Origin of the sequence: Aquisalinus luteolus (assembly GCF_009712425.2) — a bacterium.
GTDB classification, from domain to species: Bacteria; Pseudomonadota; Alphaproteobacteria; order Caulobacterales; family Parvularculaceae; genus Aquisalinus; species Aquisalinus luteolus.
The window spans coordinates 1,646,642-1,673,514 of the sequence record NZ_VCJR02000001.1; the positions used below are offsets into that span (position 1 = coordinate 1,646,642).

Here is a 26,873-nt window from a genome sequence, read left to right on the forward strand (position 1 = left end):
GGTCAGTACTCGCCGGTCTGTTCCAGTTGCTCCCGGAAGACCGAGAGATTGTCGCGCAGCAGCTTCATCTGCTCTGCACTGGCCGTGTATTGTCTTTTCGCGCCCGCATTCGCGGCCTGCTCTTCAGCGGCCAGCACAGCCTCTTCCAGCAATTCAGCCGTCGATGGCTGCCCCCCTCGGATTGGCTCGAAAATGCGCCGGAAGATTCCGGGGGTGAACAGGGACAGCGCGTTCACCGTGACCGTCGGGCCCGCGACCGGCCCATCGATCATGTAGGAGAACGCAACGACGCCTTCGCCCTTGCGCGAAACCAGCAATTCACCGAAGCCCGGAATGTTCCCGAGCATGGAATTGACCCCATAGGCTGGCGCGACCGCACCATTGATATCGAAAGAGTCATCGGCAAAATCGACATTGCCGCCAACAGACACGCCGAGCGACGGGCCGGTGGCGCGGGCATCGATGATACTCATCTCGCCTTCATCATACTGAACGTCGGCGATGACTTCGGTAAACTCGATACCTTCACCCGACAGAATATCCGACAACCCGGTCAGCGACCCGGCGGAGAGAAGCCGCGCGATCAGCGGCGCATTGGCGACGCGGAAATCCTGTGCCGTCAGTGTACCGGCGACCGGCCCATCAGTCAGCAGGGTCGCACGATAGGCCGCTGTACCGCCTTTTATCGAGGAGATGTCGAACAGCCCGCCTGCAACAGCGCCGAGATTGTCCGTCTCCACCACAAGCTCGCGGCCGATATTCTGTTCGCTGTTTTCCAGCGTTACGACGAAGGCGCCCTGCTCCTCGAAATCGCCTGACATTGCCACATCACGCAAGCTGCCGCCGGAACGAGACAGTAGCGCATCATAGCCATTGACGACGACCCCCTTGTTCAGCTCCAGCCGGTCGAGCTTGACCGACAGGCGCACATCCTCGGGCATCATGGAGCCACTGTCATCACCGCCACCGCTGCCAGTGAACAGATTGTCGCCGAACAGGTCGATATTGGCATAGCCCCCCTGGATATTCGCGGCGATCGTGTCCCCTTGGCGGGCAAGTCCGATCCGCAGGTCCGCGCGGTCCCGGATAAACAGGCGCTGAACCGATGCCTCGACCAGCTCGCCATCGGGCTGCAGCTCGGCGCTTGCGAAGATGTCGAGGTCTTCCGTATCGAGACTGACCTTTTCAATATCCCAGTTGCTGCCCTCCACACCCTCGACCGGCGGCACCAGCGCGATGTCCAGCGCCCCGCGCGCACCGGCAAGCTTGTTATAGTTCAGCATATCGAGGCTGATCTGCGCGCCCGTCAGATCCGCGTTCAGGGAGATGTCGTCATAGACGTCACCGGTCTGATGCGCCGTCAGACGGAAGGGCACCTGCCCGCGCAGGTACTGGCGCACTGACATGCCCAGATCGTCAGCATTTTGAGAATCGAGGGTCCCATTCGCAACCAGGTTGATATCCGGCACTTCCTCGAAGGTCCGTGTCCACACATAATCTACCGGCAAGCCGACAAGGGACGCGTTGCCGGCAACTCGCATGCCAGCCTCGTCAAGCTCCAGCGTGCCATCGGCATTCTCGACATCATAGGCGCCGACAATGTCTTCTATGAATACTTCAGTAAATGTACCGGAGCCGGAGAATTCGTAATCCTCCTCCGGCACATAGGTCAGCTGCGGCCGCATCAGCTCGAAATCGAACGTCGCGTTCCCCGCGAACCGGTCGGGCGAAAAGCCAGCCTGTTCAAGGAAGCGCAACGGCTCCTCGTCAATGATCGACAGGATATCCTGCAGGCCGCCATCGAGACTGGCGCGGAAATAGGCAGGCGCTCCTGCGGGCATGAATGCCGGTATGTCGACCTCCCCTTTCGGCACGGCCACGGAACCGATCCGGGCCGTGTCAGTCGACAGGTAGAAGGAATTCCCTTTGAGTGTACCAGTGCCCCGCGCATCCGTGATCGGCGTCATGCCCGGCACGTAATAGGCCGTTGCCCGGTCAAAGGCGAAGGACAGGGTCATCATCTCCTCGCCCAGCGCCGTTGCGGGCCTGATTGCGCCGCGCGGCATATCCATCACAAAATTAATCTTGCTGATGCGGGCCGACGGCAATTGCTCATCAATCCATAAGCGCGCATCGGGCGCAAGGATCAGCGGCCAGCCACGTAGCACTTCCTGCGGCGAAAGCGTGCCCGTGATCGTGGCATCGGCGATCACACCGGTTGACTGGCCCTCTTCCTGAGGCAGCAAAACCTGCAGCGAACCGTCAATCGTCTCGCCGAAATAGCTGGCCGTCAGTTCATCGAAGGTCAGATGCAGTCCCGGCACATCATATCGTCCGGCGAATTCACTCTCGCTGATCGCCAACGGTTCGGCCGTAATGCCCGGTAAGTCGATGACGAGGTTCTGTGCGGCAAGGTGGAATTCAATCACCTCAGGCTCGAGGCCTGCCCCTTCCGCCACCGCGCCGAGGCTGACAAACCCGCGCAGATTTCCTTCATTGCCGCTGATTGCGTAATCGAGCTCGTCGATGGAAAAGGTCCGCCGCTCCGGCAGGTAATCCGCCTTCAGCATGACCTGCGAAATCGGTATTGCCATCTCGCCAATACGCAAGTCGCCGTCGATCATGGTCAGGTCGATGCGGCTGGACTGGATCTCGCCGGTAAAGTCGGCTGTAGCCTCAAGACTGCCGGACAGGGTCGCGCTGATCCGCTCACCAGCGCTGCGTCCGGCAATCATGCTGACAAGATTGGAGACCGGTGCCGACTGGGTCGTTACTTTCAGCGTCATCTGCTCGCGGCGTTCGTTCAGGGCCCCATTCAACCGTAGCCACGCTTCCTCGCCTTCGACACGAAACGGGGCATCGAGGGACATCTCGAACCCGCTCGTCGTCTTCCATACCTCGGCCTTGGCACCGCTCGTGCGCCAGACCTGCCCGGTCATGTTATCGGTGAAGGTAACCGTCGTATCGCTGAGCACGGCACCCTCGAACAATGTGTCGAGCGCGTAGCCGCCATCCTCACCGAACAGGCTCTCCATGAAATTGCCGCTCTCGGACAGATCCTCTTGCGATTGCTGGCGGATGATGCCGAAATCGATCCGGCCTTCCTCTGTGCGTGTTACCGAAAGGACAGCGCCGGAGATATCGACATAGCGCGGCATGGCCCGCCCCCGGATCAGGTCGCCCGTGCGCAGGCGGAAAGCTACCTGCGGCAGCTGGACAAGGTCCTGCCCGTCCGGGGCGGAGACCATCAGGTCCTCGACCACGATCCGCAATGGCCCGGCCTTGCCTTCACCATCCTCGATATCCCGCTGCAGGCGCAGGGTCCCGATCGCGACATCGCTGCCATCGCTCAGGCGTTTCTCGAATGCATAGGCAAGCGGCGTAGACATGAGATTCAGCGACAGGCCACCATGGGAAATCTTCCAGTGAGCGAAAAAGGCGAGCCCCGCCAGCAAGGCGATGCACACTGCCAGACCCTCGAAAAAGAGGAGACAAGCTTTGCCCAGTTTCGCTTTCATTCGTTTCCGCCCAATGTGCTGCAAGATGTGCCGCAGCACGTAACTGTGTGATACTAAAACAGTCTTGGCGAAATGCCGCAACTGCCGAAAAATCGCCCTGACGCCCGGTGACGCCGCTTTCAATAGCTGGTCACGAAAAATGACCCGCTTATATCCTCACCATCGATCAACCATGTTGTGGAGGATGATGCATGACCAAACCGGAAACCGGCGACAAGGCACCTGAATTTACCCTTGCAAGGGATGACGGCGAAACTGTGACATTATCCGACTATGCCGGTCGCACGCTGGTCTTGTACTTCTACCCGAAAGACGACACGCCGGGCTGCACCAGGCAGGCGATCGGCTTTACCGAGCATGCGAAAGACTTCGAAAAAGCCGGCGCGGCGATACTCGGCGTCTCGAAAGACACCGTCGCAAAGCACGAAAAATTCAAGCAAAAGCATGAGTTGGGGATCGATCTTGCCTCCGATCCGGAGGGTGAAACGATCGAGGCCTATGGCACATGGGTCGAGAAGAACATGTATGGCAAGAAATACATGGGTATTGACCGATCGACGTTCCTCATCGACGGCAAGGGGGTCGTGCGCGAGGCGTGGCGCAAGGTTCGTGTACCCGGCCATGTCGAGGCCGTTCTCGATGCAGCAAAAAAGCTGTCCTGATCGCGATCGCCATCTGACAAGAGCCATAGACAGGGATTGGAGGATATCCAGCAGTGACCAGTATCTTCGATGCCGCGACAAGCGTCCTCCGGGCATCCGATGCCAGCGAGAAAGCCCGCGCCGGCCGCGAAGTCCACGACAGCTGGGCAGCGGGCGATATCGATATGAATCCGGGTACCAGTTCCCTGCCCGAGCGGCCAGGCCGGCCGGAAAGCCCCGTACTTGTACCGCCTGCGCATGTGCCCAAACGCAAGGTTGGCACCCCGGAAGGCCGCATCGCCCTGCTCCATGCCCTGACCCATATCGAGCTGAATGCCATCGACCTTGCTTTCGACATGATCGCCCGCTTCGGGCCTGGCGTGCCTGACGATATCCGCCATGAGTTCATTACCGACTGGCTGACGGTCGGTGACGATGAATGCCGGCACTTTCTCATGCTGTCAGACCATCTGCAGGCGCTGGGTTCATCCTATGGTGCGCTTCCCGCCCATGACGGCCTGTGGGAAGCTGCGCTGAAGACAACCGACGACGTCATGGCCCGTCTCGCCATCGCCCCGCTGGTGCTCGAAGCCCGCGGTCTCGATGTCACGCCCCAGATGATAGACAGTCTGCGTCATGCCGGTGATGCAACCAGTGCCCAGATCCTCTCTGTCATCTATGAAGACGAGATTTCCCACGTCGCCATTGGCGCGCGCTGGCTAAAGGAGCTATGCAGCCGGGCCGGATTCGACCCTCGTGAGCGCTTTCAGGACTATGTCCGTGAACGCTTCCCCGGCGGGCTGAAATCGCCCTTCAACCACGAAGCCCGCGAAATGGCCGGTCTGGAACGAAATTTTTACCTTAATCTGACAGAATAAATTTGTTGTAAGTTGCGTATAACGCCTCGCTGTGGCCTCTATGCCGCAGGCAGATATTACTTTTCGCACAGAAAAATAGTTAATGGCGTCATATCCCTGTTGCGCTTTTTCGCCATATTTGTTGCAATGTAACAACTGGGTGAGTGGTTCGCCTTTTGCAACGGGGACCCGAGAGCGTTGCAAAGGCAGCAGTAAAGGGCACAAGAACGAATGAGCCGACAAACTGGCAAGGTGATGAGGGTCCTGGGGCGTCTCTTTAGAGAACGCCAGATTTATCACCGCAGCGACGGCGTTGTCCGTTTTATCAAGCTATCCATGCGCACCCAGATTGCGCTTGCTGCCGTGCTCGGCGTTGCCCTGTGCTGGGTCGCCTACTCTTCCGTCAACGTGGTCTTCAAGGAACAGATCATCCTCGCCAAGGACAAGGAGCGCCGCTCCATGGACACGGCCTACCGCCGCAAGCTGTCCGATGCGCAACAGGCCTATGACGAGATCAACACGCTGAACGTCATCTTCTCCCAGGAATTCGACGCAGCCATTTCCCAACTCGAGAACCGGCACGAAACCCTGCGCGCCATCGTCAACAACAAGCGGACGCTGGACCAGGAGATAGAGACCCTGTCGCGCACGCTGTCGACGATCGGCGACCCCAGCGGCAATGTCATGCCGAACGGCAACCGCGTCATGGTCGATGCCGTCGGCCGCGAGCCGACACCGCGCCAGTCACGCGAAGCGCGCATCAGCGAGCAGGCCCTGCGCGAGGTGATGTCCCACGAAATCGTCACCGGTCTCGAGAATACAGTGCTCGCCGACATGCGCGTCCAGACCGCAGAGCTATCTGCCCGCCAGATGGTGCTGATGGCCTCCGTTGAAGAAGAGGTTCGCGCCAAGAGCGCGGAGATTGCCCGCATCCTTGACTACACTGGCGTCAATTCCGGTTACATCCTTGCCCGCGCCAATATCAGCGGGGACAAGGTACAGCTCGCCGAGGTCGATTTCCTCAATGGCAAGGGCGGTCCAGATATCAGCCCCGACAATCCCAGCGGCCTGCCATCCGTCTATTATCAGAGTGCCAACCGCATTTCCCAGAGCATGCAGGAACTGAATGTCCTCGCCAGTGCCCTGAAATCGGTGCCCCTCTCCACTCCAGTCATCAAGCCTCATCGCAAGACCAGCCAGTTTGGCCTGCGCTCAGACCCTGTGAACCGATCCCGCATGCAACAGCATCTCGGGCTCGATATCGCCGCGGCCTGGCGCTCGCCGATCGTCGCCACAGCACCGGGAGTAGTCAAATATGCGGGGAACCGCTATAACGGCTTCGGGAACTATGTGGAAATCGATCACGGCAACGGTTTTGTAACGCGCTACGCGCATATGGATTCGTTGAAGGTCCGAACAGGGCAAAAAGTCGGTCTTCACGATGTAATAGGGTATCTGGGGAATACAGGGCGGAGCACGGGGCCGCACTGTCACTACGAAATTCTCTACCAGGACAAACAAATCGACCCCATGCGTTTTATTGAGGCAGGTAGATATGTTTTCGAAAGCTAAGAACGAGGCCGACAATCAAGGGCTAGTAGAGATTGGTGACGCGCCCGACGCGCCGCAACCGAAGAAGCCTGCCAAGCAGGAACGGAACAACCGCCTTGCCGGTAACAATCGCCGCAATACCGGCAATGCACCGAGTGTCCCATCCCTCATCTCCAGCGACGTCGTCATCAAGGGCTCTATCGAGGCCGAGGGCGAGGTCCAGTTCGATGGCGTGATCGAAGGCAATATCGGTGCAAAGGGCCTCGTGATCGGCGAAGGGGCTGTCGTCAATGGCGAGGTCATCGCTGACAAGGTCAAGGTTTCCGGCACGGTCGAGGGCACGATCCGCGCCAACCTGGTCGAGCTGGCCATGTCCGCCATCGTCAAGGGCGACATCATCCATACCGCGTTGTCGATCGAAAGCGGTGCCCGTTTCGAAGGCTCCTGCCGTCACTCCGACAACCCGCAGGAAGATGAAGGCGGCGAACAGACGTCAGGCCTGAAGCGCAGCCAGCCACGCACCGTTGCCGCAGTCGAAGAGCCGGCTCCGGTCGAGGTCAGCGCTGATGCTGAGGAGGAGGTCGTCTCGGTCGAAGCCGAAACCGAGGAGGCTCCGCGTCCGCCGGTACTGAAGTCCCTGCAAGGCTCCGGCGGTCAGCGCCCGGCTTCACCGTTCCTCAACCGGGGTGGCAAGCCGGACCTGCGCTAAGGCGTATTTCAAACTCAGAGTTCAAGCAGAAGGCCCTGATATTTCAGGGCCTTTTTCATTTCTCATATATCCGCCTTGCAGATGGATGGCGCCGTATAGTCCATGTTCAGGATCGAGAAATAGCTCCCACCAAGGGCAATGTTTCGGAAAGCCTCATCATCGACATCCTTAAGGATATCGCTGGTCACATCCAGTTCCTCGGCATAGATGTCACCATTCTTTACATGAGCGGCAACGAAATCCGTACCCGGCAAGATGCGCTCGCCATAGCGGTTGAAAAAGTCGACATAGGTCGCGCGCGTATCCGCCTCGACGAAATAATTGTCGTAGACAACGCGCCAGGAGATATCGAGCCAGAGGTTGGCGTTGTCAGCCATCATGCCTTCAAGGATCTCGATATGGCGCGACGCCGACAGTGTCGTCAGCTCCTTTGACAGGCCCAGATGCATCCAGACGATCTTGTTATCTGGATAGCTCTCAAGCACATACTCCATCAGCTCCAGATACTTCTCCGGCTCGACATCATTGCCGAGGTCGGAATGGATGGCGATGGGAATATCGCGTTCGCGCAGCGTCGCCATGAAGGGTGCCCAGTTGTCGATATCATCTCTTGTCGCCGGCTCATGGTCATTGCCCATCAAGGCGTGCTTGACGAGGTTCACCTCCCCCATCCAACCGAACATGTCCGGGTATTCCCTGTCGAGGAACGCGATCTGTTCGGGCACTTCCTCCGGGTTGGCAAGGTCAGGGAACGTCATGGACAGGGTGACGACAACCCCTTCCGGGTCGTAGTCGAGCAGGTTCTGGGCATTGGCAAAATCGTTCTTCATGCTCGGCAACGCCGGCGTGCCAACGCAATCGAGATAGTATTCACAGGATGAATCGACCGGCAGCGACTGGCCGATCCCGTAGGCATTGACGAACAGAACGCCATTGTCGCGGAAGTACCCCATCAGCTCCTCGAACGGTACCGGGGCGCCGCCAAAGGGGCGGAAATGGTTATGGGTATCGACCACCGCCGTATAGGGCATCATCTCACGGTCATAGCAACCGTTATAGGCCGGATCGAACATTGCCAGTGTTGGCAATGACTTGGCTGCTTTTTCTGACACTGTTTGAGTCGCTGCAACAGCCTCCATACCTGAATCCACAGACTGGCCTTTGCTGTCGACAGCAGCACAGGCAGAGGCCAGCACGAGCATGCTGGCGGTCGCGAGATAATTGATTTTCATGTGTAGTCCTCCCCTCATCCAGCCTCGATCTTACGAAGCACCGGAGGGCAGGACAACCACCTGTTCAGGGGAAGAGCTCAGCGTTGGGCTATCAGGACTCGCCCGTCACCCGGTGGGCGAGGCCCGCCGCGAGGAATTCATCGAGGTCGCCGCCCAGCACCTGGTCCGGGCTGCCGCTTTCGACATTGGTGCGCAGGTCCTTGACCATCTGATAGGGCTGCAGCACGTAAGAGCGTATCTGGTGGCCCCAGCCGATATCGGTCTTGGAATCTGCCTCGGCCTGAGCCGCCTCCTCGCGCTTTTGCAGCTCACGCTCATAGAGCCGCGCTTTCAGCATATTCCACGCGGTCGCCCGGTTCTTGTGCTGGGAGCGTTCGGACTGGCATTGCACGACGATACCGGTCGGGTTGTGGGTGATGCGCACCGCGCTGTCCGTTGTGTTGACGTGCTGGCCGCCGGCACCGGAGGCGCGATAGGTATCGACCCGGCAATCGCTTTCATTGATCTCTATCTCGATGCGATCGTCGATTTCCGGATAGACCCAGATTGAAGCAAAGGAGGTATGCCGACGGTCAGCAGAATCGAATGGCGAAATCCGAACGAGGCGATGCACGCCGGATTCGGTCTTCAGCCAGCCATAGGCATTCTCGCCCTTGATCAGCAGGGTTGCAGACTTGATGCCCGCTTCGTCACCGGCCTGCTCCTCGATCACATCGACCTTGTGGCCGTGCTGCTGGGCCCAGCGCATATACATGCGCATCAGCATGGAAGCCCAGTCATTGCTCTCCGTACCGCCGGCACCGGGATGGATTTCTACATAGGCGTTGTTAGCGTCGGCCTCGCCGGACAGCAGCGCTTCGAGCTCGGCCTGGCCTGCCCGCTTGCGCAGGCTTGCGAGGATATCCTGCGCCTCGTCAAGGGCGTCATTGTCACCCTCCTCTTCCGACATCTCGGCCAGCGCCAGCGTGTCATCGAGCTCGGTCTGGATCTCGGTCAACGCGGTGATGGCATTGTCGAGGCGCGTGCGCTCGCGCATCAGTACCTGTGCATTGTCAGGATCGTCCCAGAGGGTCGGGTCCTCTGCCTTGGCGTTCAGTTCGTCGAGACGGGCTTTTGCGACATCCCAGTCAAAGACGCCTCCTCAGCAGATCCAGGGACGCCCTGATCTGCTCGGCATGATTGAGTATTTCCGCACGCATGGGGCCTTGTAGCTCCTCGTTTCAGGTTACCGCGAAGGGCCGTCAGTAAAGGCCGCCGAGATCGTCGTCAACGGTTTCCTCGGCATTGCTCTCATCCACATAAGTGCCGCTCATATTGCCACTGTAGGAGCCATCGATATTGTCCTCGGCCTTGAAGGCTTCGAGAATCACATCGGACTGGCCGGGCCGTGCCGGACGGCCTGTCTTGGCGTCGACACGCACGAGGCGGATGCCGGAGGGAACGCGGAACGGCAGGGCCGGTTCGTCCTTCAGCGCCTCGGCCATGAACTCGCCGAAGATCGGCGCGGCGACAATACCACCGCCCTCGCCCTGCCCCATGGAAGCCGGCAGGTCGAAGCCGACATAGATGCCGGCAGCAAGGTCGGGCGAGAAGCCGACGAACCAGGCGTCTTTATAGTCGTCCGTCGTACCGGTCTTGCCGGCGATCGGCTTGTTCGGCACAGCTTCCAGTATCCTTGTGCCAGTGCCGCGCTGAATGACGCCTTCCAGGATAGAGACCATCTGATAGGCCGTGCGAGGATCAATGACCTGGTCGCGCAAGTCAGCGACATAAGGCTCGTTCTGGCCGTCCCACTCTTCGACATTGCACTCGCCGCAGGCGCGGGTGTCGCGCTTGTAGATCGTCTCGCCATAGCGGTTCTGGATGCGGTCGATCAGCACCGGCTCGATCCGGCGCCCGCCATTGACGAACATGGAATAGGCGGATGTCAGGCGCGGCAGGCTTGTCTCGCCCGCCCCCAGCGAAATCGCCAGTTCCCGCGGCAGCGTGTCTGATACGCCGAAGCGCTCGGCATACTCGATGATCGTATCGATGCCGACGTCCTGCGCCAGACGCGCGGTCATGGTGTTGCGCGACTTCTCGATGCCGAGGCGCAGGGTCGATTCGCCATAGAATCGCCCGGCGATGTAGTTGCCCGGCTTCCACCAGTCATTGCCAAGGCTCGGCGCCACGAATGGCGCATCGAGAACGATCGAGGATGGCGTATAGCCATTGTCGATCGCGGCGGCATAGACGAACGGCTTGAAGGTCGAGCCCGGCTGACGGTTGGCCTGCGTCGCGCGGTTGAACTCCGACAGGCCAAAGGAAAAACCGCCGACCATGGCGAGCACTCGGCCCGTATGCGGGTCCATCACCAGCATGCCGCCATTGACGGCCGGCACCTGGCGCAGGGCAAACTGGCCATCGACCGTTTCCCCGGCATCGTTCACGAACGGCTCGACATAGACGACATCACCGGTTTCAAGAACCTGGCTGAGGTTGGTTACCTGTGGGCCAAGCGCATCGACATTGACGTAGGAGCGCGCCCACGTCGCCGCTGCGAGCGGGATCGTCGCGCGCGTTCCGTCAGCCATGCCGATCGTTGCGGAACGCTGGCTGACGTCCAGCACCAGCACCAGCTGCCAGGGCGCGAGGTCTTCGGCAAACTTGTTGGCGTCGGCAAGGCGCTGGATTTCATCCTTCAGTGCCCTCTGCCATACGAAGGGGACTTCCTCGCCCTCTCGCACCTCGACATCGGCACGTTCCTCCAGGTCGGCAGGCAGGTCGAGCGTCGAGACCTCACCACGCCAGCCGTGGCGTTGGTCATAGACGACCAGCCATTTGCGGAAGGCTCGGTTGGCCGCGCGCTGCAGGCGCGGATCGAGGGTAGACCGGACTGATAACCCGCCATCGTAAAGCGCCTCGACGGAATAGCGCTCACCGACCTGGCGGCGCACTTCCTCGGCAAAATATTCCATGTCGGACGAGCGCGCGCCGAGCGGCGGTGCGATGACGGCGCCGAGCGGCTCGGCCTGCGAGGCGTCCCGCTCCTCCTTCGTAATATGCCCATCCTCATACATCCGGTTGATGATCCAGTTGCGGCGGGCAATGGCTCGGTCTTCATTATAGACCGGGTGATAGTTACTCGGCGCCTTGGCCAGAGTGGCCAGATAGGCAGCCTCGGCAATATCCAGTTCTTCCAATGACTTACCGAAATAATTTAGGGCAGCTGCAGCCACCCCGTAAGAGCGGTTGCCGAGATAGATTTCGTTCAGATAGAGCTCGAGTATCCGGTCCTTGGTAAAGGCTTTTTCCATGCGCCGCGCGATCAGCATCTCCTTCACCTTGCGCTCGATCTTCTGCTCGGAGGTCAGCAGAAAGTTCTTTGCGACCTGCTGGGTGATGGTCGAGCCCCCCTCAAGCGGGCGGTCGTTCAGGATGTTGGAAATGTTGTTGATGTTGGCGCGGACGATGCCGACATAGTCGAGTCCGGAATGGTCATAGAAGCCCTTGTCCTCGGCTGAGATGAAGGCGTACTTGACCGCCGGCGACATCACTTCGACCGGTACAAACAGGCGCCGTTCGCGCGCAAATTCGGCAACCAGCGTACCGTCGCCCGCGTGGACACGGGTCGTGACTGGCGGCTCGTACTCCTCCAGCTGCTCATAGGGCGGCAGGTCGAGGCCGGAAACATAGATAAAGGCATAGATCAGGACAGCGACACCGGCGACGGCACCAACGGCGGCAAGACCACCGATGATCTTGAGGGTCACACGTGCCCAGCCAGGCAGCGCGGGTAGCGAAAAGCCGAAGCCGCGCTTCTCTTTCGACGCTGGCTCCTCTACAGGCCTGCTCGCGCGCAGCGGCTTGTCCGGGTCATCATAGGACGCTTGTCGTGTCTGTCCGGAAGAGATCGGAGGATTCTTTTTGTCAGTCATGCCCTGTCTACACCAGCAAGTATCGGCTTAATCAATCATGGCCAGCTCTATCTGAACTGGCGCAAGGGTGGCAGCAGCCGTCTGCGAATACCAGTCCCCAACACTTCCTCTAGCCGAAAAAAACGGCATGAGCGAGGCTGAACACACCGGATGAGGAAAGCGTAAGAAAAACAGGACTTCAGCGAGCGCCATCGACCAGAGACGCATGACGCACAGGGGGCAAGGTCGCCATGTAGTCGTCTATCGCATCGGCGACATAGGTCATAGCGCCCTTGCGCCACTCTTCCCTGATCAGGTTGGCTTCATCATGGATATTGCTCATGAAGCCCAGCTCCAGCAGCACAGCCGGTACGTCAGGCGCCAGAAGAACCTTCAGATTATCCTGGCGATGGGTGTTGTTGACCATCGGCACCCGACCGTTCAGATGCTCGATCAGGTGATTGGCAAGCATCGCCGACTGTTCCTGCACACGCGACATGGACAGATCGGCAACGATCTGGCCGATATCGGAATCAAGGGTCGAGAGGTCGACATTGGCGACGACCGATTCGCCATTTCTGACGCCCTGAGTGATCTGGTTGGCGAGGCGAAGGTCGCCCTTCTTGGACAGGGTATAGACCGAGGCACCGCGCACACCGGCATTGGCAATCGAATCGGCATGGATGGAGATGAAGAGGTCTGCCGCTTCCTTGGACAAGCGCGGCATACGGTCTTCCAGTTCGATTTTCACATCCGTGTCGCGGGTCATGACGACCTGATAACCGCGCGCGGTAAGAATGTTCTTGAGCTGCTGGGCCGCAGCAAGGGTTACGGTCTTCTCGTAATTGCCGTTCTGGCCGATGGCACCCGGGTCCCTGCCACCATGGCCGGCATCGATGATCACCTTGCGGCCATTACCGCCGTTCCGCATGCTGGCGGTTCGAGTTTCTTTTTGGGCGCTGTTGGGAGCCGGCTTTTGTGCCAGCACGCTCGGCTTGATACGTGGGACGGGCAGATTGTCGAGCGCGGTAAAACTCTGGGCACTGGCCAGAGCGGCCTTTGCTATTTGCTCGTCATCGCTCTGATTGTGCTGTATTTTTTCTTGTTCTTCAGGTAGCTTCACAGCCTCATCGACTTTCGCCATCACAGCCGGCTCACCTTCTATGACAGGGTCCAGTCGCACACCGCCACGCATGGGTCCATATTCCATAGACAGCTTGGTGGAAAAAGCCGATTCAGACGCATTCGTCATGTCGATGACCAGTCGGTAGTGGCCTGTATCGCCCTTCGGATCGATCAGGAAAACCGCATGGGGCACAGATGTGCGGGTGAGATCGAAAGACAGGGTCGCGAGGCCGTCTTCGCTGCCGCTATAGGCATAGGTGCCGATATGGCCGATCCCCTCGCCCGCGCCAGCCTCGAAGCCGCCAATGTCGAACGCGGCCTGATCGATTTCCAGCGCCAGCTGCTTGCCGCCCTCAGGCGTGCGGCGCAGGAAGGCACGGTAATGGGGATCTGTCGTGATATCGAGTACGATACGGGTGCGCCCGTTTTCGCCGAGGCCGAAGCGCACATCGAACACTTCCGGGCCGTTTGCGGCCTGTGCCAGGGTGAAAACCATCGAGGATACGACACCGGCAACCGCCGCCATCAGTAACACGATGGCACGGGCCAGCCCTTGCGGGAGCCGTATGGTAGAAGCAATCATCATTAACGCCGGGACCATGTTTACTAGCTGAATCCTGAATTTGCTAGGCGCACAATGCCCTGAGTCTCATTCACAGGACCCGAAAATTAACGATAGTGGAAACTTCGTTAACACCGCCTTAACACCTTGCAAACGGGTCGATGATAATGTCAGGACAGGATAAAATTGTTCTATTGTGCTTTAGGGCGATGTAGGGCAATTTGTCGAGATGAGTTTCCAAGCTGGGCGCAAACGATGAGTTGCTCCCTGCACGGGATGAACGGTCGCAGGTTCCGACGGCCGCGCGGCGCTCTTAAGCGCGCGAACAGGACACACAGAATCCAACCGGGGCCGGTCCATCTCGGTCAGGCTCCCACAGGGAATAGCTTTAGACCCGCCATGATTTCTCCCGCCACAGACATGCTGCAGACCGAGGCCCCGCTGATGCGGAGCGCTGCTGCGCATGCGCTTTTGCGCCCTGTGTTCCGGAGCCATGGCCATAACACGACCAGCCGCGAGCCGGAGCCGGCCGCGCGCTGCGGAGCTCAATTACATGCCCAAGAAAATGCTTATCGATGCGAGCCACCGGGAAGAGACCCGTGTGGCGGTCATCTCCAACGGAAAAGTCGAAGACTTTGATTTTGAATCTGAATCAAGAAAGCCGCTAAGAGGAAACATCTATCTCGCCCGGGTTACCCGGGTCGAACCGTCGCTCCAGGCCGCCTTTGTCGAATATGGCGGCAACCGGCACGGCTTCCTCGCCTTCTCCGAAATCCATTCTGACTACTACCAGATCCCGGTTTCCGACCGCGACATCCTGCGCAAGGCTGAGGAACTGGAGGCCGAACTCGCCGCACAGATGGTCGCCGAGGAACAGGAAGACCTCGATCTCGATGACGATAGCTTCGACGACGAGGATTCTGGCGACACATCTTCCGGCAAGGCCGACAAGTCAGGCGATGCCGAGGACGCATCTGACGATGACGATGATGATTCGGATGCCGATATCGAACTAGTCGACACCTCGAACGAAGAAGTCGAGAGCCTCGGTGACGACGACGAAGACGGCTATAACGACGATGACAGCTACAAGGACCGCGCCGCCCTGATCGCCGATGCGACCAGCGAGGAAGCCAGCGAAGCTGTCGATGATGAAAACGACGACAGTGATTCCGTCAAAGGAAAATCTAAGGCGAAGCCGGAGAAAAGCCTCGAGGAGCGCTATCGCGAAGCCCGCCGTGAGCGCGTCAGGCTCTTGCGCAACTATCGCATCCAGGAAGTCATCAAGCGTCGCCAGATCCTGCTCGTTCAGGTCGTCAAGGAAGAGCGCGGCAACAAGGGTGCGGCGCTGACCACCTATCTGTCGCTCGCTGGCCGCTATTGCGTGCTGATGCCGAACACCTCCCGCGGTGGCGGCATCTCCCGCAAGATCACCAATGGCGCCGACCGCAAGCGCCTGCGCAAGACCATGAGCGAGCTGGAGATCCCGCCTGGCCTCGGGCTGATCATCCGCACCGCCGGGTCGAAGCGCACGAAATCCGAGATCAAGCGCGATTACGACTACCTTCTCAGGCTGTGGGAGAACATCCGCGACCTGACACTGCGCTCCATCGCGCCGTGCCTCATCTATGAGGAAGCGAGCCTGATCAAGCGCGCGATTCGCGATCTCTATGACAAGGACATCTCTTCGATCCTGGTCCAGGGCGAAGCGGGCTATCGCGAGGCCAAGGACTTCATGAAGATGCTCATGCCGTCCCACGCCAAGAACGTGCAGCCCTATCGCGACCAGGTGCCCATGTTCCTGGCGACAAAGACCGAGCAGCAGCTCGATGAAATGTACCAGCCGGTCGTGAAGCTGAAATCGGGCGGCTATCTCGTCATCCAGCAGACCGAGGCGCTGATCTCCATCGACGTCAACTCGGGCAAGGCCACGAAGGAGCGCAATATCGAGGCGACGGCGCTGAAGACGAACTGCGAGGCTGCTGTCGAGGTTGCCCGCCAGTGCCGCCTGCGCGACCTTGCCGGTCTCGTCGTGGTCGACTTCATCGACATGGAGGAGAACCGCAACAACCGTACGGTCGAGAAAAAGCTGAAAGACGCGATGAAAACCGACAGGGCCCGGATCCAGCTCGGTCGTATATCGACCTTCGGCCTTCTGGAAATGTCGCGCCAGCGCCGCCGCTCCGGCATTGTTGACGGTACGACACGCCAGTGCCCGACCTGTCATGGCGCCGGGGCGATCCGCTCCCATGAAATGGCGGCCCTGCGCATCCTGCGCTCGATCGAGGAAGAGGCCCTTGCCGGTCGTGCCGGTGTCATCGCCGCATCGACCTCGACCGAAGTCGCCCTCTATATCCTCAACAACAAGCGCGAATGGCTGAACCGGATCGAGGAAACCTATGCCCTTACGATCGAGATCAATGCCGATCCGGACAAGGCGGGCGATACCTACGAGATCGAGAAGCGCGGCCCTGCCCGCGAGATGCCGGCTCGCGCCGCTGTGGTCACTGCGGACCTTGCAGAGATGGACGAGCCTGAGGCAGATGCCGTGGACGAGGAGGAAGACGACACCTCCTCCGATGATAGTGACGAAGACAGTGGCGATGAAAAACCGCGCCGTCGCCGTCGCCGTCGCGGACGCGGAAAATCCTCCGGCGACAATGCCGAGGCTCGTGGCGACAAGCCATCTTCCGACTCTGACAGCGATGAGGAAGAAGAAGAAAAATCCAGCAAAAACAATGGCTCATCGGACGATGATAATGAGGATGGTGGCGGTCGCCGTCGTCGTCGCAGGGGTCGTCGTGGCGGTCGCCGCAACCGCAAACGGAACAGCGACACCGAGGCTGGGTCTGATGACAAGACTGACAATGACGGCCAGAAAGATGCCGCATCGGAAGACACGGCCGAAAAGGCAGCCGTGACGGAACCAGCTGAAGCATCCTCCGATGATGACCCTGCCAGCAAGCCGGCCAATGATGCCAATGGTGATGCCAGCGGTCATGAAGAGAGCGTTGAAAAGGCGGCTGTAGCGGAAGAGCAAAAGCCGGAGCCGACAGCAGAACCGGAAGACAAGGCCCCGGTAACAAATCCGGATGCCGAGCCTGAACAGGCCGCGGCAGCCTCAACCGAGGACGATGTCTCTCCAGCGGGTTCTGAGCCGGAAGAAAAGAGCGAAGAAAAGAGCACTGCCAGCCCGACAGCCGGTAATGACGACGACGACGACCGTCCAAAACGGACCGGTTGGTGGCAGCGCGCGCTTGGCAAGGACTGATATTTCCTTGACCGGACGAATTCATGCGAAAGGCCTTCCCCCACCGGGAAGGCCTTTTTCATTGCAGCAGTTTAACCTGACGACTTTAGGCAAATGTTCGATTTTCGACACAATCGGGCCTAGACTGGCCTGAAGCAGCAAGGGCAAGACCACCGCATGATAGCTTCCAGACTCGCGAAACTTTTGAAGATCACCGCCGCAGCGGGGATGGCGCAATTGATGCTGATGGCATCGGCCCATGCGCAGTCGGCCCTTCGCGATGCCGAGATAGAGCAATTCCTGTCCGACTATTCCCTGCCCCTGTTCGAGGCCGCGGGCCTGCCTGCGGAGCAGATCGAGATCCACATCATCGGCAGCCCCGACCTGAACGCCGCTGCAGGCAACCTCCACATGTTCGTGTTTACCGGCCTGATCACGGAGGCCGACGTACCTAACCAGATCGAAGGCGTCATCGCCCACGAGGCCGGCCACATCGCCGGCGGGCACAGCCAGCGCACCCAGGAAGCGATCCAGAGTGCAACGCGACCCATGATGATGTCGCTGGTGCTCGGTACCGTCGCGATCCTCGCCGGCGCGCCCGATGCCGGCATGGGGCTGATCGGCCTCGGCCAGCAGGTCGGCACGTCAAATTTCCTGCGCTATTCGCGCGGCCAGGAATCAAGCGCCGACCAGGCCGGGCTTGCCTATCTCGAGGCCACCGGCACGTCCGGCAAGGGCCTGATCGATTTCTTCCGCAAGCTGCGCAACCAGCAGCTCATCTCGTCCTATTACGATCGCGCCCAGTACTATTCGACCCACCCGATGGCCAATGACCGGATGAGCATCTTGGAGCGCAAGGTGAAGGAGTCGCCCTATTACGAGGTCGAGGACACCGAGGAAGAAATCCAGCGCCTGCGCATGATCCAGGCCAAGATCAACGGCTTCATGCTCGATCCTCAGGCGACGATGCGCAAATACCCGCTTTCGGATCAGTCCAGGCCGGCCCGCTACGCCCGTGCCGTTGCCTATTACCGCGATGCGCAGCTGGACAAGGCGCTGACCGAGATCGACCGCCTGCTGGAAGAGGAGCCGGAGAACCCGTTCTTCTTCGAGCTCAAAGGCCAGATGCTGTTCGAGCACGGCAGGATCAGCGAATCCATCGAGCCGCACCGCAAGTCGACCGAACTGGCGCCGCAATATGCCCTGCTGAAGATCAACCTCGCCCGCGCCCTGGTCGCGACGGAAAACCGCGAACTCAACGGGCAGGCCATCGACATTCTCAAACTGGCGCTCAACATGGAGAAGGACAATTACTTCGGCTGGACCGAGCTTGCCCGCGCCTACAGCAACCAAGGCGATGACACCATGGCCTCGCTGGCAACGGCGGAGGCCTATTTCCATGTCGGCGCCCCGCATCTGGCCCATCGCTTTGCCACCCGCGCACTCGACAAGCTGCCCGAGCAGACGGTCGAATGGCGCCAGGCCAGCGACATCGTCAATGCAACGCGTGACGACGCCCTGCGCTACCAGCGCAACAATCCGGACAGCAATCGCCCGGGCCGTTTCAGCATTTCCGGTGACACCTCCCTGCCCGCCTATCGCCGCTAGATTTCGAGAAGACGTTTCGCGCTGCCGCTATGCGCCTGACTTCTCCGTGAATGGCGCAAAGAAGGCTTTCCTTTATCCGGCAAGCCGGTACACACTGCCTGCCTGATCCCGAATTCCAGAGAGTTTCGATGACCTACAAGACCGCCCTTCTTACCGCTGCCGCCATTGTTGCCGCTGGTGCCCTTGGCTATTCGCTCATGTCCTCCGGCACGGCGCAACAGGACATTGCGGGCAAGGACCGCGAGGCGATCGAACAGATCATCCGGGAGTATCTTGTCGAGAACCCACAGGTGGTGATCGATGCACTCGACCGCTACAACGAGCTTGAGGCCCTGCGCGCCGAGGCCGAAGCGATGGCCGGTCTCGACGTCCACCTCGCAACGCTTATCAGCAGCGAGGATGCCTATGCCGATGGCGCCTCCGTCGAGGACGCAAAAGTCTATGTCGTAGAGCTCTTCGACTATCATTGCGGCTTCTGCAAACAGGCCACGGACTATGTCTATGACCTGCTGGCCGAGGAGGATGACGTTCGCGTTGTCTTCCGCGAACTGCCGATCCTGCGCGAGGAATCCGACTATGCCGCAATGGCCGCCCTCGCTGCCCGTGACCAGGGCAAATATCGCGACTTGCACTTCGCCATGATGAACGCCTCCGGCATCCTGACCAGGGAGCGTATCGCAAAGATCGCAGCCGATAACGGCATCGACGTCGAGGCGATGGAAGACAGGATAGACGAAGCTGAATACACAGATGTTCTCGGCCGAACCCGGAATATCGCGATCGATATCGGCGTGACCGGCACTCCGGCTTTCGTCGTTGCTTCTGCAGACGGAAGCTATTCGCGCATGATCGGCGGATGGCAGCCTGAGACGCTTTCAGAAAGTATCGAGGAAGCCCGCAAGGCAGGCATCTGAAGCCTGTTAGCTGACTGGCATTATCTTTCAATTTCATCGACTGAATTGACGTATAAGGACGGTTCGTCACAGCATTTGTGCGTTCGTCGCTTTCTCCATACCGCTTATCGTTCTTCTGCGGACTTCATGGAACTGTCATGATGACTTAACTGTCATGGAACCTTAGGGGGCAACACCGGTCGTCAGGCCGGACGCCAACGGATATTCCGCATGCCAACGATCATGCGGGGACCGTCTTTTATTCTATTCTTCAACATGAGGGTTTGTATGAACTTTTCCTTTACCAAGAAATCGCTTTTGGCAACCAGCGTCCTTGCTGGACTTTCAGCGATGATGATCACGCCGGCCACGGCACAGGATAATGACGATAACGGCGAACAGGCCGATGGCGCGCAAAGCGATGTCATCGTTATCACCGGTTCGCGCATCCGCCGCCCGGACTATGAATTCTCCAATCCGGTCACATCAATCGACGAAGGCACGATCGAACGTTCCGGCGCCACGAACATGACTGATTTCGTCCAGGAAGTTCCGGCCCTGGTCAACTCGATCGACAGCGAGGACTATGCGTCGACCGCAGACCAGGCTGGCGTCGGTCTGAACCTTCTTGACCTGCGCAATCTTGGCCCGGAGCGCACCCTGGTGCTGGTTGACGGCCGTCGTCATGTTTCCTCCGAACCCGGTACAGCAGCGGTTGACATCAACACCATTCCCGTCGGCCTGATCGAGCGCATCGAAGTGCTGACCGGTGGTGCATCCGCCGTATACGGCGCAGATGGCGTGACTGGCGTTGTCAACTTCATCCTGAAAGACGACTATGAAGGTTTCAGCGCCCGTGCCCAGACCGGTACGTCGCAACAAGGCGGTGGCGAGAACTCCTTCATCAGCATGGTGGGTGGCAAGAACTTCATGGATGGCCGCCTGAACATTACCGGTGCGCTGGAAATGTCCCTGACGGAGTCCGTCAACCAGAACGACCGACGCTATGCCCAGTTCGGCCGTCGCGAAATCCTGATCAGCAATCCGGATGAGCCGAGCACCTTCGGTGGCGCGAACGATCCGAACATCCTCGACAACATTTTTGCAACCGGCGTCACCTATATCGACACATCACCCATCGGCGGTGTTTATACAGACCCCGACTTCGGCGATGCGCTGGCTGGCAATGATTTCACCGGCAATGGTGATCCGTGGCAGGACGGTGTCTATGCCGGCGGCTTCCTGGCTGTTGGTGGCGACGGCTCCCTGCTGGATGGCTTTGTCGACCAGCTGCTGCCTGAGCTTGACCGGACAACGGCCTATGGCTCTTTCAACTACGAGGTAAACCCGACGCTGAACGTCTTCGGTGACCTGAAATATGTCAGAACCTCCACTCAGTTCATCGCTCAGCCAACCTTCGACTACTTCCTCGAAGTGCCGTTCGACAACCCTTTCATTCCAGATCCCATTCTTGCCGATGCCCTGCCAACCGGCGGTCCGTTCGGGGCAGACACCGTATACGTCGCAAGGGACAATTTCGACCTCGGCAATACCGGCCGGGATATCGAGCGCGATACATGGCGCGGCGTTCTGGGTGTAGAGGGTGAGTTCTGGTCAGACTGGTTCTATGAGGCGTCGTACACCTATGGCCAGACCAAGGAAACGAGCGAGTATTACAATGACCGCCAGGCCGACCGCTTCGCCGCGGCGATCGATGCCGTAAGGGATCCGTCTACGGGTGAAATCGTCTGCCGCTCCGACCTCGACCCGACGGCAATCCCGTCCGGCAATCTCGACGATGATTCCCTCTGGGGCACGACGTTCACGCCGGGTGCGAATTCGGGCTGTGTGCCGGCAGATATTTTCGGTGCCGACATTTCGCCGGAAGCCCGCGCATGGATCAACACGACCACCGTCAGCGACGCAACGATCAAGCAGGAAGTCTGGAACGCTTATGTGACAGGTGATTCCTCGCGCTGGTTCGAGCTGCCTGCCGGCCCTGTCGGCGTTGTCTTCGGTGTCGAGTATCGTGAGGAGCGCGCGGAAAACAACGCCGCCCCGATCGAAGAGGAATCGGCAGCACTTGGCTATGACATCACATGGTCAGGCCAGGCGACCGACACAGTCGGCGAATTCGATGTGTTCGAGTATTTTGCCGAGGTCGATGTACCGATCATCCGCGATGTTCCGTTCATCCAGGAATTGCGCCTTGATGCCGCCTATCGCGGTTCCGACTACTCCACGACTGGCCGGTCAGAAACATGGAAAGTCGGCGGTGTCTGGCAGGTGAATGACTTCATCCGCTTCCGCGGCACGACGGCCCAGGCGGTTCGTGCGCCGAACATCAACGAGCTGTTCCTGCCGCAGTCGCAGACTTTCGAACTGCTCGATGACCCCTGCACGGTCGTCAACCTGGACGCACCTGAAGATCCGGCAGTCGAGGCACTGCGCCTGCAGAACTGTACGGCTGATCTCGGCTTCAATCCGCAGGATACCGGCTTCAACCCGAACGTATCCTCCGCGATCGAAGGCCGTGTTGGCGGCAACCTGGATCTCGATGTCGAGACCGCGATGACCGACACCTATGGCTTTGTGCTGCAGCCGAGCTTCATCGACAACCTGACCATCTCTCTCGATTACTATGACATCGAGCTTGAGGATGCGATCCAGTTCTTCGAGGCTCAGACCATTGTCGACAAGTGCTATGACCTGCCGCGACCGAACCAGTTCTGCCCGCTCGTCACGCGCGACACCGCCGGCGATGGCCGCCTTTCCGGCTTCCAGCAGTTCGCCGTCAACGTCGCATCCTACACCACAAGCGGCTATGACCTGTCGGTGCGCTACAGCCTCGACCCGCAGGCAAAAGGCCTGACCGAGCGCAATATCGGCCAGTTCGATTTCGGGCTCATCGCCAACAAGCTGAATGACCTGACATTCGTCGAGCTTGAGGATGCCCCGAACGACCAGCTGGTCGGCGATCCGGGTGTACCGGAGTATCAGGCAACCTTCGACCTGCTCTGGACAAGCCCTGACGAAGTCCTGCAACTGAACTATGGCTACAGCTGGTTCGACGAGACCCAGCGTTTCGAGCCGGGCAATATCGAGGACAATCCCGATATCGTCGATTCGGACTACTACAACTTCTCTGCCCGCTCGGTGCACGATGTCCAGGCGCGGTTCAACCTGTCCGACCAGTTCTCGGTCTATGGCGGCGTGAACAACCTGCTCGACCAGGAGCCTGATCGCGGCAGCCTGAACTACCCGGTCAATCCGCTCGGCCGGTTCTACTATCTCGGCGTGCAGATCAACACGAACTAGGATCTGTGCCAGAACGACACCACGAGGGAGGGCCTGGGTCAGGCCCTCCCTTTTTTTCGATGAAAAAACCATATGAAAATATCGTTGGGAATGATGTTTTCAGCAGAAATATCTCTGATCTGCCCGTTTCACCCTCTTTAACACCCTGCCGAGTGTCGCTCGTGAACCACAGAGCTTTATAACACGCTCTCCAAAGCTGATGGAAATTAGCACAATATTGCGCTGCAGGTGCGAAATGCGGTGCTTTATTGCATCGCGGCATAGTCTTGTGTTTTCTCAGTAACACCTGCCTCGTGTTACGCAATCACACTTCACAAAACTGTTGTACACGCATCCCGACACAATTACGGTCGGTTAATGGTACGACCATGGGTTTCCAAGATTCAATCAAACCGTAAGAGGGTAAATATGGGTGCTTTAGACCTTAAAAAACTACTTCTCGGGTCCTCACTGCTGGTGAGCGCTGCTGCGTTCTCCACCATCCCGTCTGCCTACGCGCAGGACGACGATGACGTTGAGACCATTGAAGAAACTGAAGAAGAACAGGCGACTCCTAGTGGCGATCTGATCGTCGTCACCGGTTCGCGTCTTCGCCGTTCCGAGTATGACAGCCCGAAACCCCTGCGGGTTCTGCAGGCTGAAGAAGCTCGCGAAGAAGGCCTCTTCACGGCTGCCGACGTTCTGCAGTCTTCCTCGATCGCTTCCGGCGTTCAGTTCGACGCGACCTTCACCGGTCTCGTAACCGACTCCGGTCCGGGTTCCTCGACCATCAACCTGCGCGGCCTTGGTGCCGACCGCAACGTCGTTCTGCTGAACGGCCGTCGCCTGGCTCCGGCCGGTGTCGGTGGTGCGCCGACCCGTCCCGACCTGAACCTGCTGCCGTCCGGCATCATCTCCCAGTACGACGTACTGCTTGACGGTGCTTCCTCGGTTTACGGTTCCGACGCTGTTACCGGCGTTATCAACGCCATCATCCGCACGGACTTCGAAGGCGTCGAAATGCGCGCCAACATGTCCAAGCCGGAGCATGGCGGTGGTGAAGAGCTGCAGCTGACCTTCACGGCCGGCACGACCAGCGACCGCGGCAACATCCTGTTTGGTGCAGAGTACTATCAGCGCGACGTCGTCAAGCGCGGCCAGCGTGGTTTCACGCCTTGCGAACGCGACATCGAGATCAACCCGGAAACCGGCGAGACCAACAGCTACTGCCAACAGCAGTCCTTTGGCTCCATGGTTCTTGATCCTCTGAACGCTCTTTACGGCGACTTCCAGAACAATGGTATCGGCACCGGCTTCGGTCTGTACTACTTTGACTTCGCTGCTGGCGATGGCTACTTCTACGTCCCGAACAACAACCAGTTCGGCGGCCCGGGCAGCTTCGGCGGCGTAACCAACCTCGCCGATCCGACTGGTGATCCGGTCATCGGTATCAGCTCGCCGTTCGTATACGAGAACGCATACAACGCGAACCGTTTCTCCGATGACTTCGACCTGATCCAGGGCGTCGAAACATTCTCCGCTTACTCTGGCGGTGAATACGAGCTGACCGACAGCGTCACCTCCTACTTCGAGTTCCTGTATTCCAGCCGTAACTCGGAAATCGATCAGGGTGCCCAGCAGATCTTCCCGGCTGTGAGCTGTCTCAGCCCGAACATCGCGAACCATCCTGACCTGTCCCAGGCTCCGGTCTGTACGACTCCGGGTGTTCCGGACAGCCTGCGCGAGCTGGTCTTCACGTCCTTCATCGACGCGACCGGCAACACGGCCCAGGTCGAGGTTTCCCAGGCCCGCTTCGTCGGTGGCCTGAAAGGTGACCTTGAGTTCCTGATCCCGTCCGGCAAGTTCGTGTCCGATGGCAACTTCGGTGTTAACGTCGACAACTGGGTATGGGACGCTTACGCTTCCTATGACCGTTCCAACGGTAACCTGTCCGCTATCGCCGTCAACGAAGAGCGTATCGTTGCAGCAACGCGGAACCTGACCCAGAATTCCGACGGTTCGTATTCCTGTTCGCCGACAATCGATGGCGACCTCTTCGGCTTCATCTCGCCGGAGGATTGCGTTCCGCTCGACCTGACGGATCCGTCCATCTACATTAACGGCGCCCTGCCCCAGGACTTCCTGGACTACGCCGCTGGTAACGCGACCAACCGTACGGTCATCGACCAGCAGCTGGTCAACATCGCCCTCTCCGGTGATGTATTCCGCCTGCCGGACGGCGTTGTACCGTTCGTCTTCGGTATCGAATATCGCGAAGACCGCATCGAGTCCTACAACGACTACCTGACTTCTTCGGGTGCCGCTCCGTCGGTTGCTCGTGAAGGCAACACATTCGGTACGACCGACCTGATGGAATTCTTCATGGAAACCGAACTGCCGCTGCTTCGTGGCCGTCCGCTTGCTGAAGAACTCACCCTCAACCTGTCGGCCCGCTGGACTGAAGAGAAGAACTTCGGCGCCCTGTGGACCTACGCTGCGAACGTCAACTACCTGCCATACGACTGGCTGCGTTTCCGCGGTACCTATGGCACGACCTATAAAGCCCCGAACCTGCGTCAGCAGTTCCTGGCTGGTCAGACGGCTTTCGCCGGTGCCTTCGGTGACCCGTGTATCGCATCGACTTTCGACAACTATTCGCCGGAAGATCAGGCGATCATCCGTCCGAACTGTATCGCTCAGGGCGCTGACCCGGATACTCTCGGCCAGGGTGGTGCGACGTCCATTCCGTTCACACAGGGCGGTAACGGTCAGTCGCTGAACGCAGAAACGTCCGAAGGTTACACCCTTGGTGTTTCCATCGAGCAGCCCTGGTTCGACCGCTTCGACCTTCGTGGTTCGGCTACGTACTACTCGTACGAAATCGAAAACTCGATCGTGTCGCCGTCGGTTGGCTTCATCCTCAACGACTGTCTCGTCGAGTTTGAAAACCTGTCGAGTGCCTTCTGCTCGCGTATCCAACGCCTGAACACGGGTGATCCGAGCCGGAACTTCATCTCCGACATCGACGCTTCGTTCCTGAACTCCGGTTCTGAAACGGCTGTCGGCGTAGACTACTCGATCAACTTCGACATGGACTTCGTGTTCAACGAGAAGCCGCTGGACCTGAGCCTCAGTGCTCGCCTGAACAACACCCTGGAACGTGAAGAAGTCATCCTCGATGTCTTCCAGGACTACCTTGGTGAGTTCGGTACGCCGAAATGGCGTGGTGACTTCCGTGCTCGTGCGGATTACGGCGATTTCGCCCTGATCTGGACCACGGACTACATCGGCGAAGTCGAAGACAGCACGCTGGATCCGCTCCGTGAGGCTTCGGATGTTCAGTATGACTTCCGTACTTGCGGCACGATCACCAACGATCCGACGACTGGCCGGATCACCGGTGTCGATCCGAGCACCTGTCAGGCTGTGACTGCCGGTGTTGGCTTCCGCGACAAGGAAGAAGCTGGCGAATACTTCCTGCATGACCTTGCACTGAACTATTCGCTCGATACCTGGAGCATCACCGGTGGTGTCCGGAACATCTTCGACACCGAGCCGCCGCTGGTTGACGCCGCTTCCATCCCGTCGACGCTGGCCAACGTGCCGCTCGGCCGTGGTTACGACGTCTTCGGTCGCTCCTTCTTCCTGTCGATCGTCAAAGACTTCTAGGATCGTGAGAAGCTAGACTAACAATTGAGGGGGCCCGGATAATTCCGGGCCCTTTTCATTTCTCA

General features: G+C 59.1%; 14 protein-coding genes. 9 read left to right on the plus strand and 5 right to left on the minus strand.

Annotation, left to right across the window (positions count from 1 at the left end; all coding sequences use genetic code 11):
- Positions 1–2: 2 nt before the first annotated feature.
- Positions 3–3,518: a YhdP family protein gene (locus FF098_RS07785; RefSeq protein ID WP_155139032.1), complete on the minus strand. Its 3,516-nt coding sequence runs from the start codon at positions 3,516–3,518 to the stop codon at positions 3–5.
- A gap of 191 nt (positions 3,519–3,709) precedes the next feature.
- Between FF098_RS07785 and bcp the strand changes: the two genes are divergently transcribed.
- The 4 genes from bcp (at position 3,710) to FF098_RS07805 (ending at position 7,276) form a co-directional block, all read left to right on the plus strand.
- Entirely contained in the window at positions 3,710–4,180 is a 471-nt protein-coding gene (bcp, locus tag FF098_RS07790) for a thioredoxin-dependent thiol peroxidase (RefSeq protein ID WP_155139034.1), read from the plus strand.
- Positions 4,181–4,233: 53 nt separating this feature from the next.
- On the plus strand, positions 4,234–5,037 hold the full coding sequence (locus FF098_RS07795) for a ferritin-like domain-containing protein (protein WP_205967414.1): 804 nt from the start codon (positions 4,234–4,236) through the stop codon (positions 5,035–5,037).
- Positions 5,038–5,247: 210 nt separating this feature from the next.
- Positions 5,248–6,588 (plus strand): M23 family metallopeptidase, encoded by a 1,341-nt coding sequence (locus FF098_RS07800; RefSeq protein WP_155139036.1) that lies wholly within the window; start codon positions 5,248–5,250, stop codon positions 6,586–6,588.
- The gene (locus tag FF098_RS07805) at positions 6,572–7,276 is read left to right on the plus strand and encodes a bactofilin family protein (RefSeq protein WP_155139038.1); all 705 of its coding nucleotides are present in this window, start codon (positions 6,572–6,574) and stop codon (positions 7,274–7,276) included. The genes FF098_RS07800 and FF098_RS07805 overlap by 17 nt, the downstream gene beginning before the upstream one ends.
- A gap of 62 nt (positions 7,277–7,338) precedes the next feature.
- Here FF098_RS07805 and FF098_RS07810 read toward each other — a convergent pair whose 3' ends face one another.
- The 4 genes from FF098_RS07810 to FF098_RS07825 form a co-directional block, all read right to left on the minus strand.
- Positions 7,339–8,508: an amidohydrolase family protein gene (locus FF098_RS07810; protein ID WP_166426387.1), complete on the minus strand. Its 1,170-nt coding sequence runs from the start codon at positions 8,506–8,508 to the stop codon at positions 7,339–7,341.
- Positions 8,509–8,599: 91 nt separating this feature from the next.
- Positions 8,600–9,707, minus strand: a protein-coding gene (gene prfB / locus FF098_RS07815) for a peptide chain release factor 2 (protein WP_155139042.1) whose coding sequence is annotated in 2 segments (ribosomal slippage) — positions 8,600–9,637 and positions 9,639–9,707 — 1,107 coding nt in all. Because the reading frame shifts where the segments join, the coding sequence is not laid out codon by codon here.
- 42 nt (positions 9,708–9,749) lie between these two features.
- Positions 9,750–12,425: a penicillin-binding protein 1A gene (locus FF098_RS07820; RefSeq protein ID WP_155139044.1), complete on the minus strand. Its 2,676-nt coding sequence runs from the start codon at positions 12,423–12,425 to the stop codon at positions 9,750–9,752.
- Positions 12,426–12,603: 178 nt separating this feature from the next.
- Positions 12,604–14,115, minus strand: a complete 1,512-nt coding sequence (locus FF098_RS07825) for an N-acetylmuramoyl-L-alanine amidase family protein (RefSeq protein ID WP_166426388.1) — start codon at positions 14,113–14,115, stop codon at positions 12,604–12,606.
- Positions 14,116–14,644: 529 nt separating this feature from the next.
- Here FF098_RS07825 and FF098_RS07830 point away from each other — a divergent pair.
- From FF098_RS07830 to FF098_RS07850, 5 genes are all read left to right on the plus strand, one after another.
- Positions 14,645–17,362, plus strand: coding sequence for an Rne/Rng family ribonuclease (locus FF098_RS07830; protein ID WP_155139048.1), 2,718 nt, complete (start codon positions 14,645–14,647; stop codon positions 17,360–17,362).
- 156 nt (positions 17,363–17,518) lie between these two features.
- Positions 17,519–18,949 (plus strand): M48 family metalloprotease, encoded by a 1,431-nt coding sequence (locus FF098_RS07835; RefSeq protein WP_155139050.1) that lies wholly within the window; start codon positions 17,519–17,521, stop codon positions 18,947–18,949.
- A gap of 128 nt (positions 18,950–19,077) precedes the next feature.
- On the plus strand, positions 19,078–19,863 hold the full coding sequence (locus FF098_RS07840; RefSeq protein ID WP_166426389.1) for a DsbA family protein: 786 nt from the start codon (positions 19,078–19,080) through the stop codon (positions 19,861–19,863).
- 267 nt (positions 19,864–20,130) lie between these two features.
- The gene (locus FF098_RS07845; protein WP_166426390.1) at positions 20,131–23,160 is read left to right on the plus strand and encodes a TonB-dependent receptor domain-containing protein; all 3,030 of its coding nucleotides are present in this window, start codon (positions 20,131–20,133) and stop codon (positions 23,158–23,160) included.
- A 408-nt stretch (positions 23,161–23,568) separates the two neighbouring features.
- Positions 23,569–26,808, plus strand: coding sequence for a TonB-dependent receptor domain-containing protein (locus tag FF098_RS07850; RefSeq protein ID WP_166426391.1), 3,240 nt, complete (start codon positions 23,569–23,571; stop codon positions 26,806–26,808).
- The last annotated feature ends 65 nt before the right edge of the window (positions 26,809–26,873 follow it).

Coding starts and splice junctions, on each gene's coding strand:
- FF098_RS07840 (WP_166426389.1), top strand. CDS start 19,078: ATGACCTACAAGACCGCCCTTCTTACCGCTGCCGCCATTGTTGCCGCT.
- FF098_RS07810 (WP_166426387.1), bottom strand. CDS start 8,508: ATGAAAATCAATTATCTCGCGACCGCCAGCATGCTCGTGCTGGCCTCT.
- FF098_RS07825 (WP_166426388.1), bottom strand. CDS start 14,115: ATGATGATTGCTTCTACCATACGGCTCCCGCAAGGGCTGGCCCGTGCC.
- FF098_RS07820 (WP_155139044.1), bottom strand. CDS start 12,425: ATGACTGACAAAAAGAATCCTCCGATCTCTTCCGGACAGACACGACAA.
- FF098_RS07805 (WP_155139038.1), top strand. CDS start 6,572: ATGTTTTCGAAAGCTAAGAACGAGGCCGACAATCAAGGGCTAGTAGAG.
- FF098_RS07850 (WP_166426391.1), top strand. CDS start 23,569: ATGGGTGCTTTAGACCTTAAAAAACTACTTCTCGGGTCCTCACTGCTG.
- FF098_RS07835 (WP_155139050.1), top strand. CDS start 17,519: ATGATAGCTTCCAGACTCGCGAAACTTTTGAAGATCACCGCCGCAGCG.
- FF098_RS07845 (WP_166426390.1), top strand. CDS start 20,131: ATGAACTTTTCCTTTACCAAGAAATCGCTTTTGGCAACCAGCGTCCTT.
- bcp (WP_155139034.1), top strand. CDS start 3,710: ATGACCAAACCGGAAACCGGCGACAAGGCACCTGAATTTACCCTTGCA.
- FF098_RS07800 (WP_155139036.1), top strand. CDS start 5,248: ATGAGCCGACAAACTGGCAAGGTGATGAGGGTCCTGGGGCGTCTCTTT.
- FF098_RS07830 (WP_155139048.1), top strand. CDS start 14,645: ATGCCCAAGAAAATGCTTATCGATGCGAGCCACCGGGAAGAGACCCGT.
- FF098_RS07785 (WP_155139032.1), bottom strand. CDS start 3,518: ATGAAAGCGAAACTGGGCAAAGCTTGTCTCCTCTTTTTCGAGGGTCTG.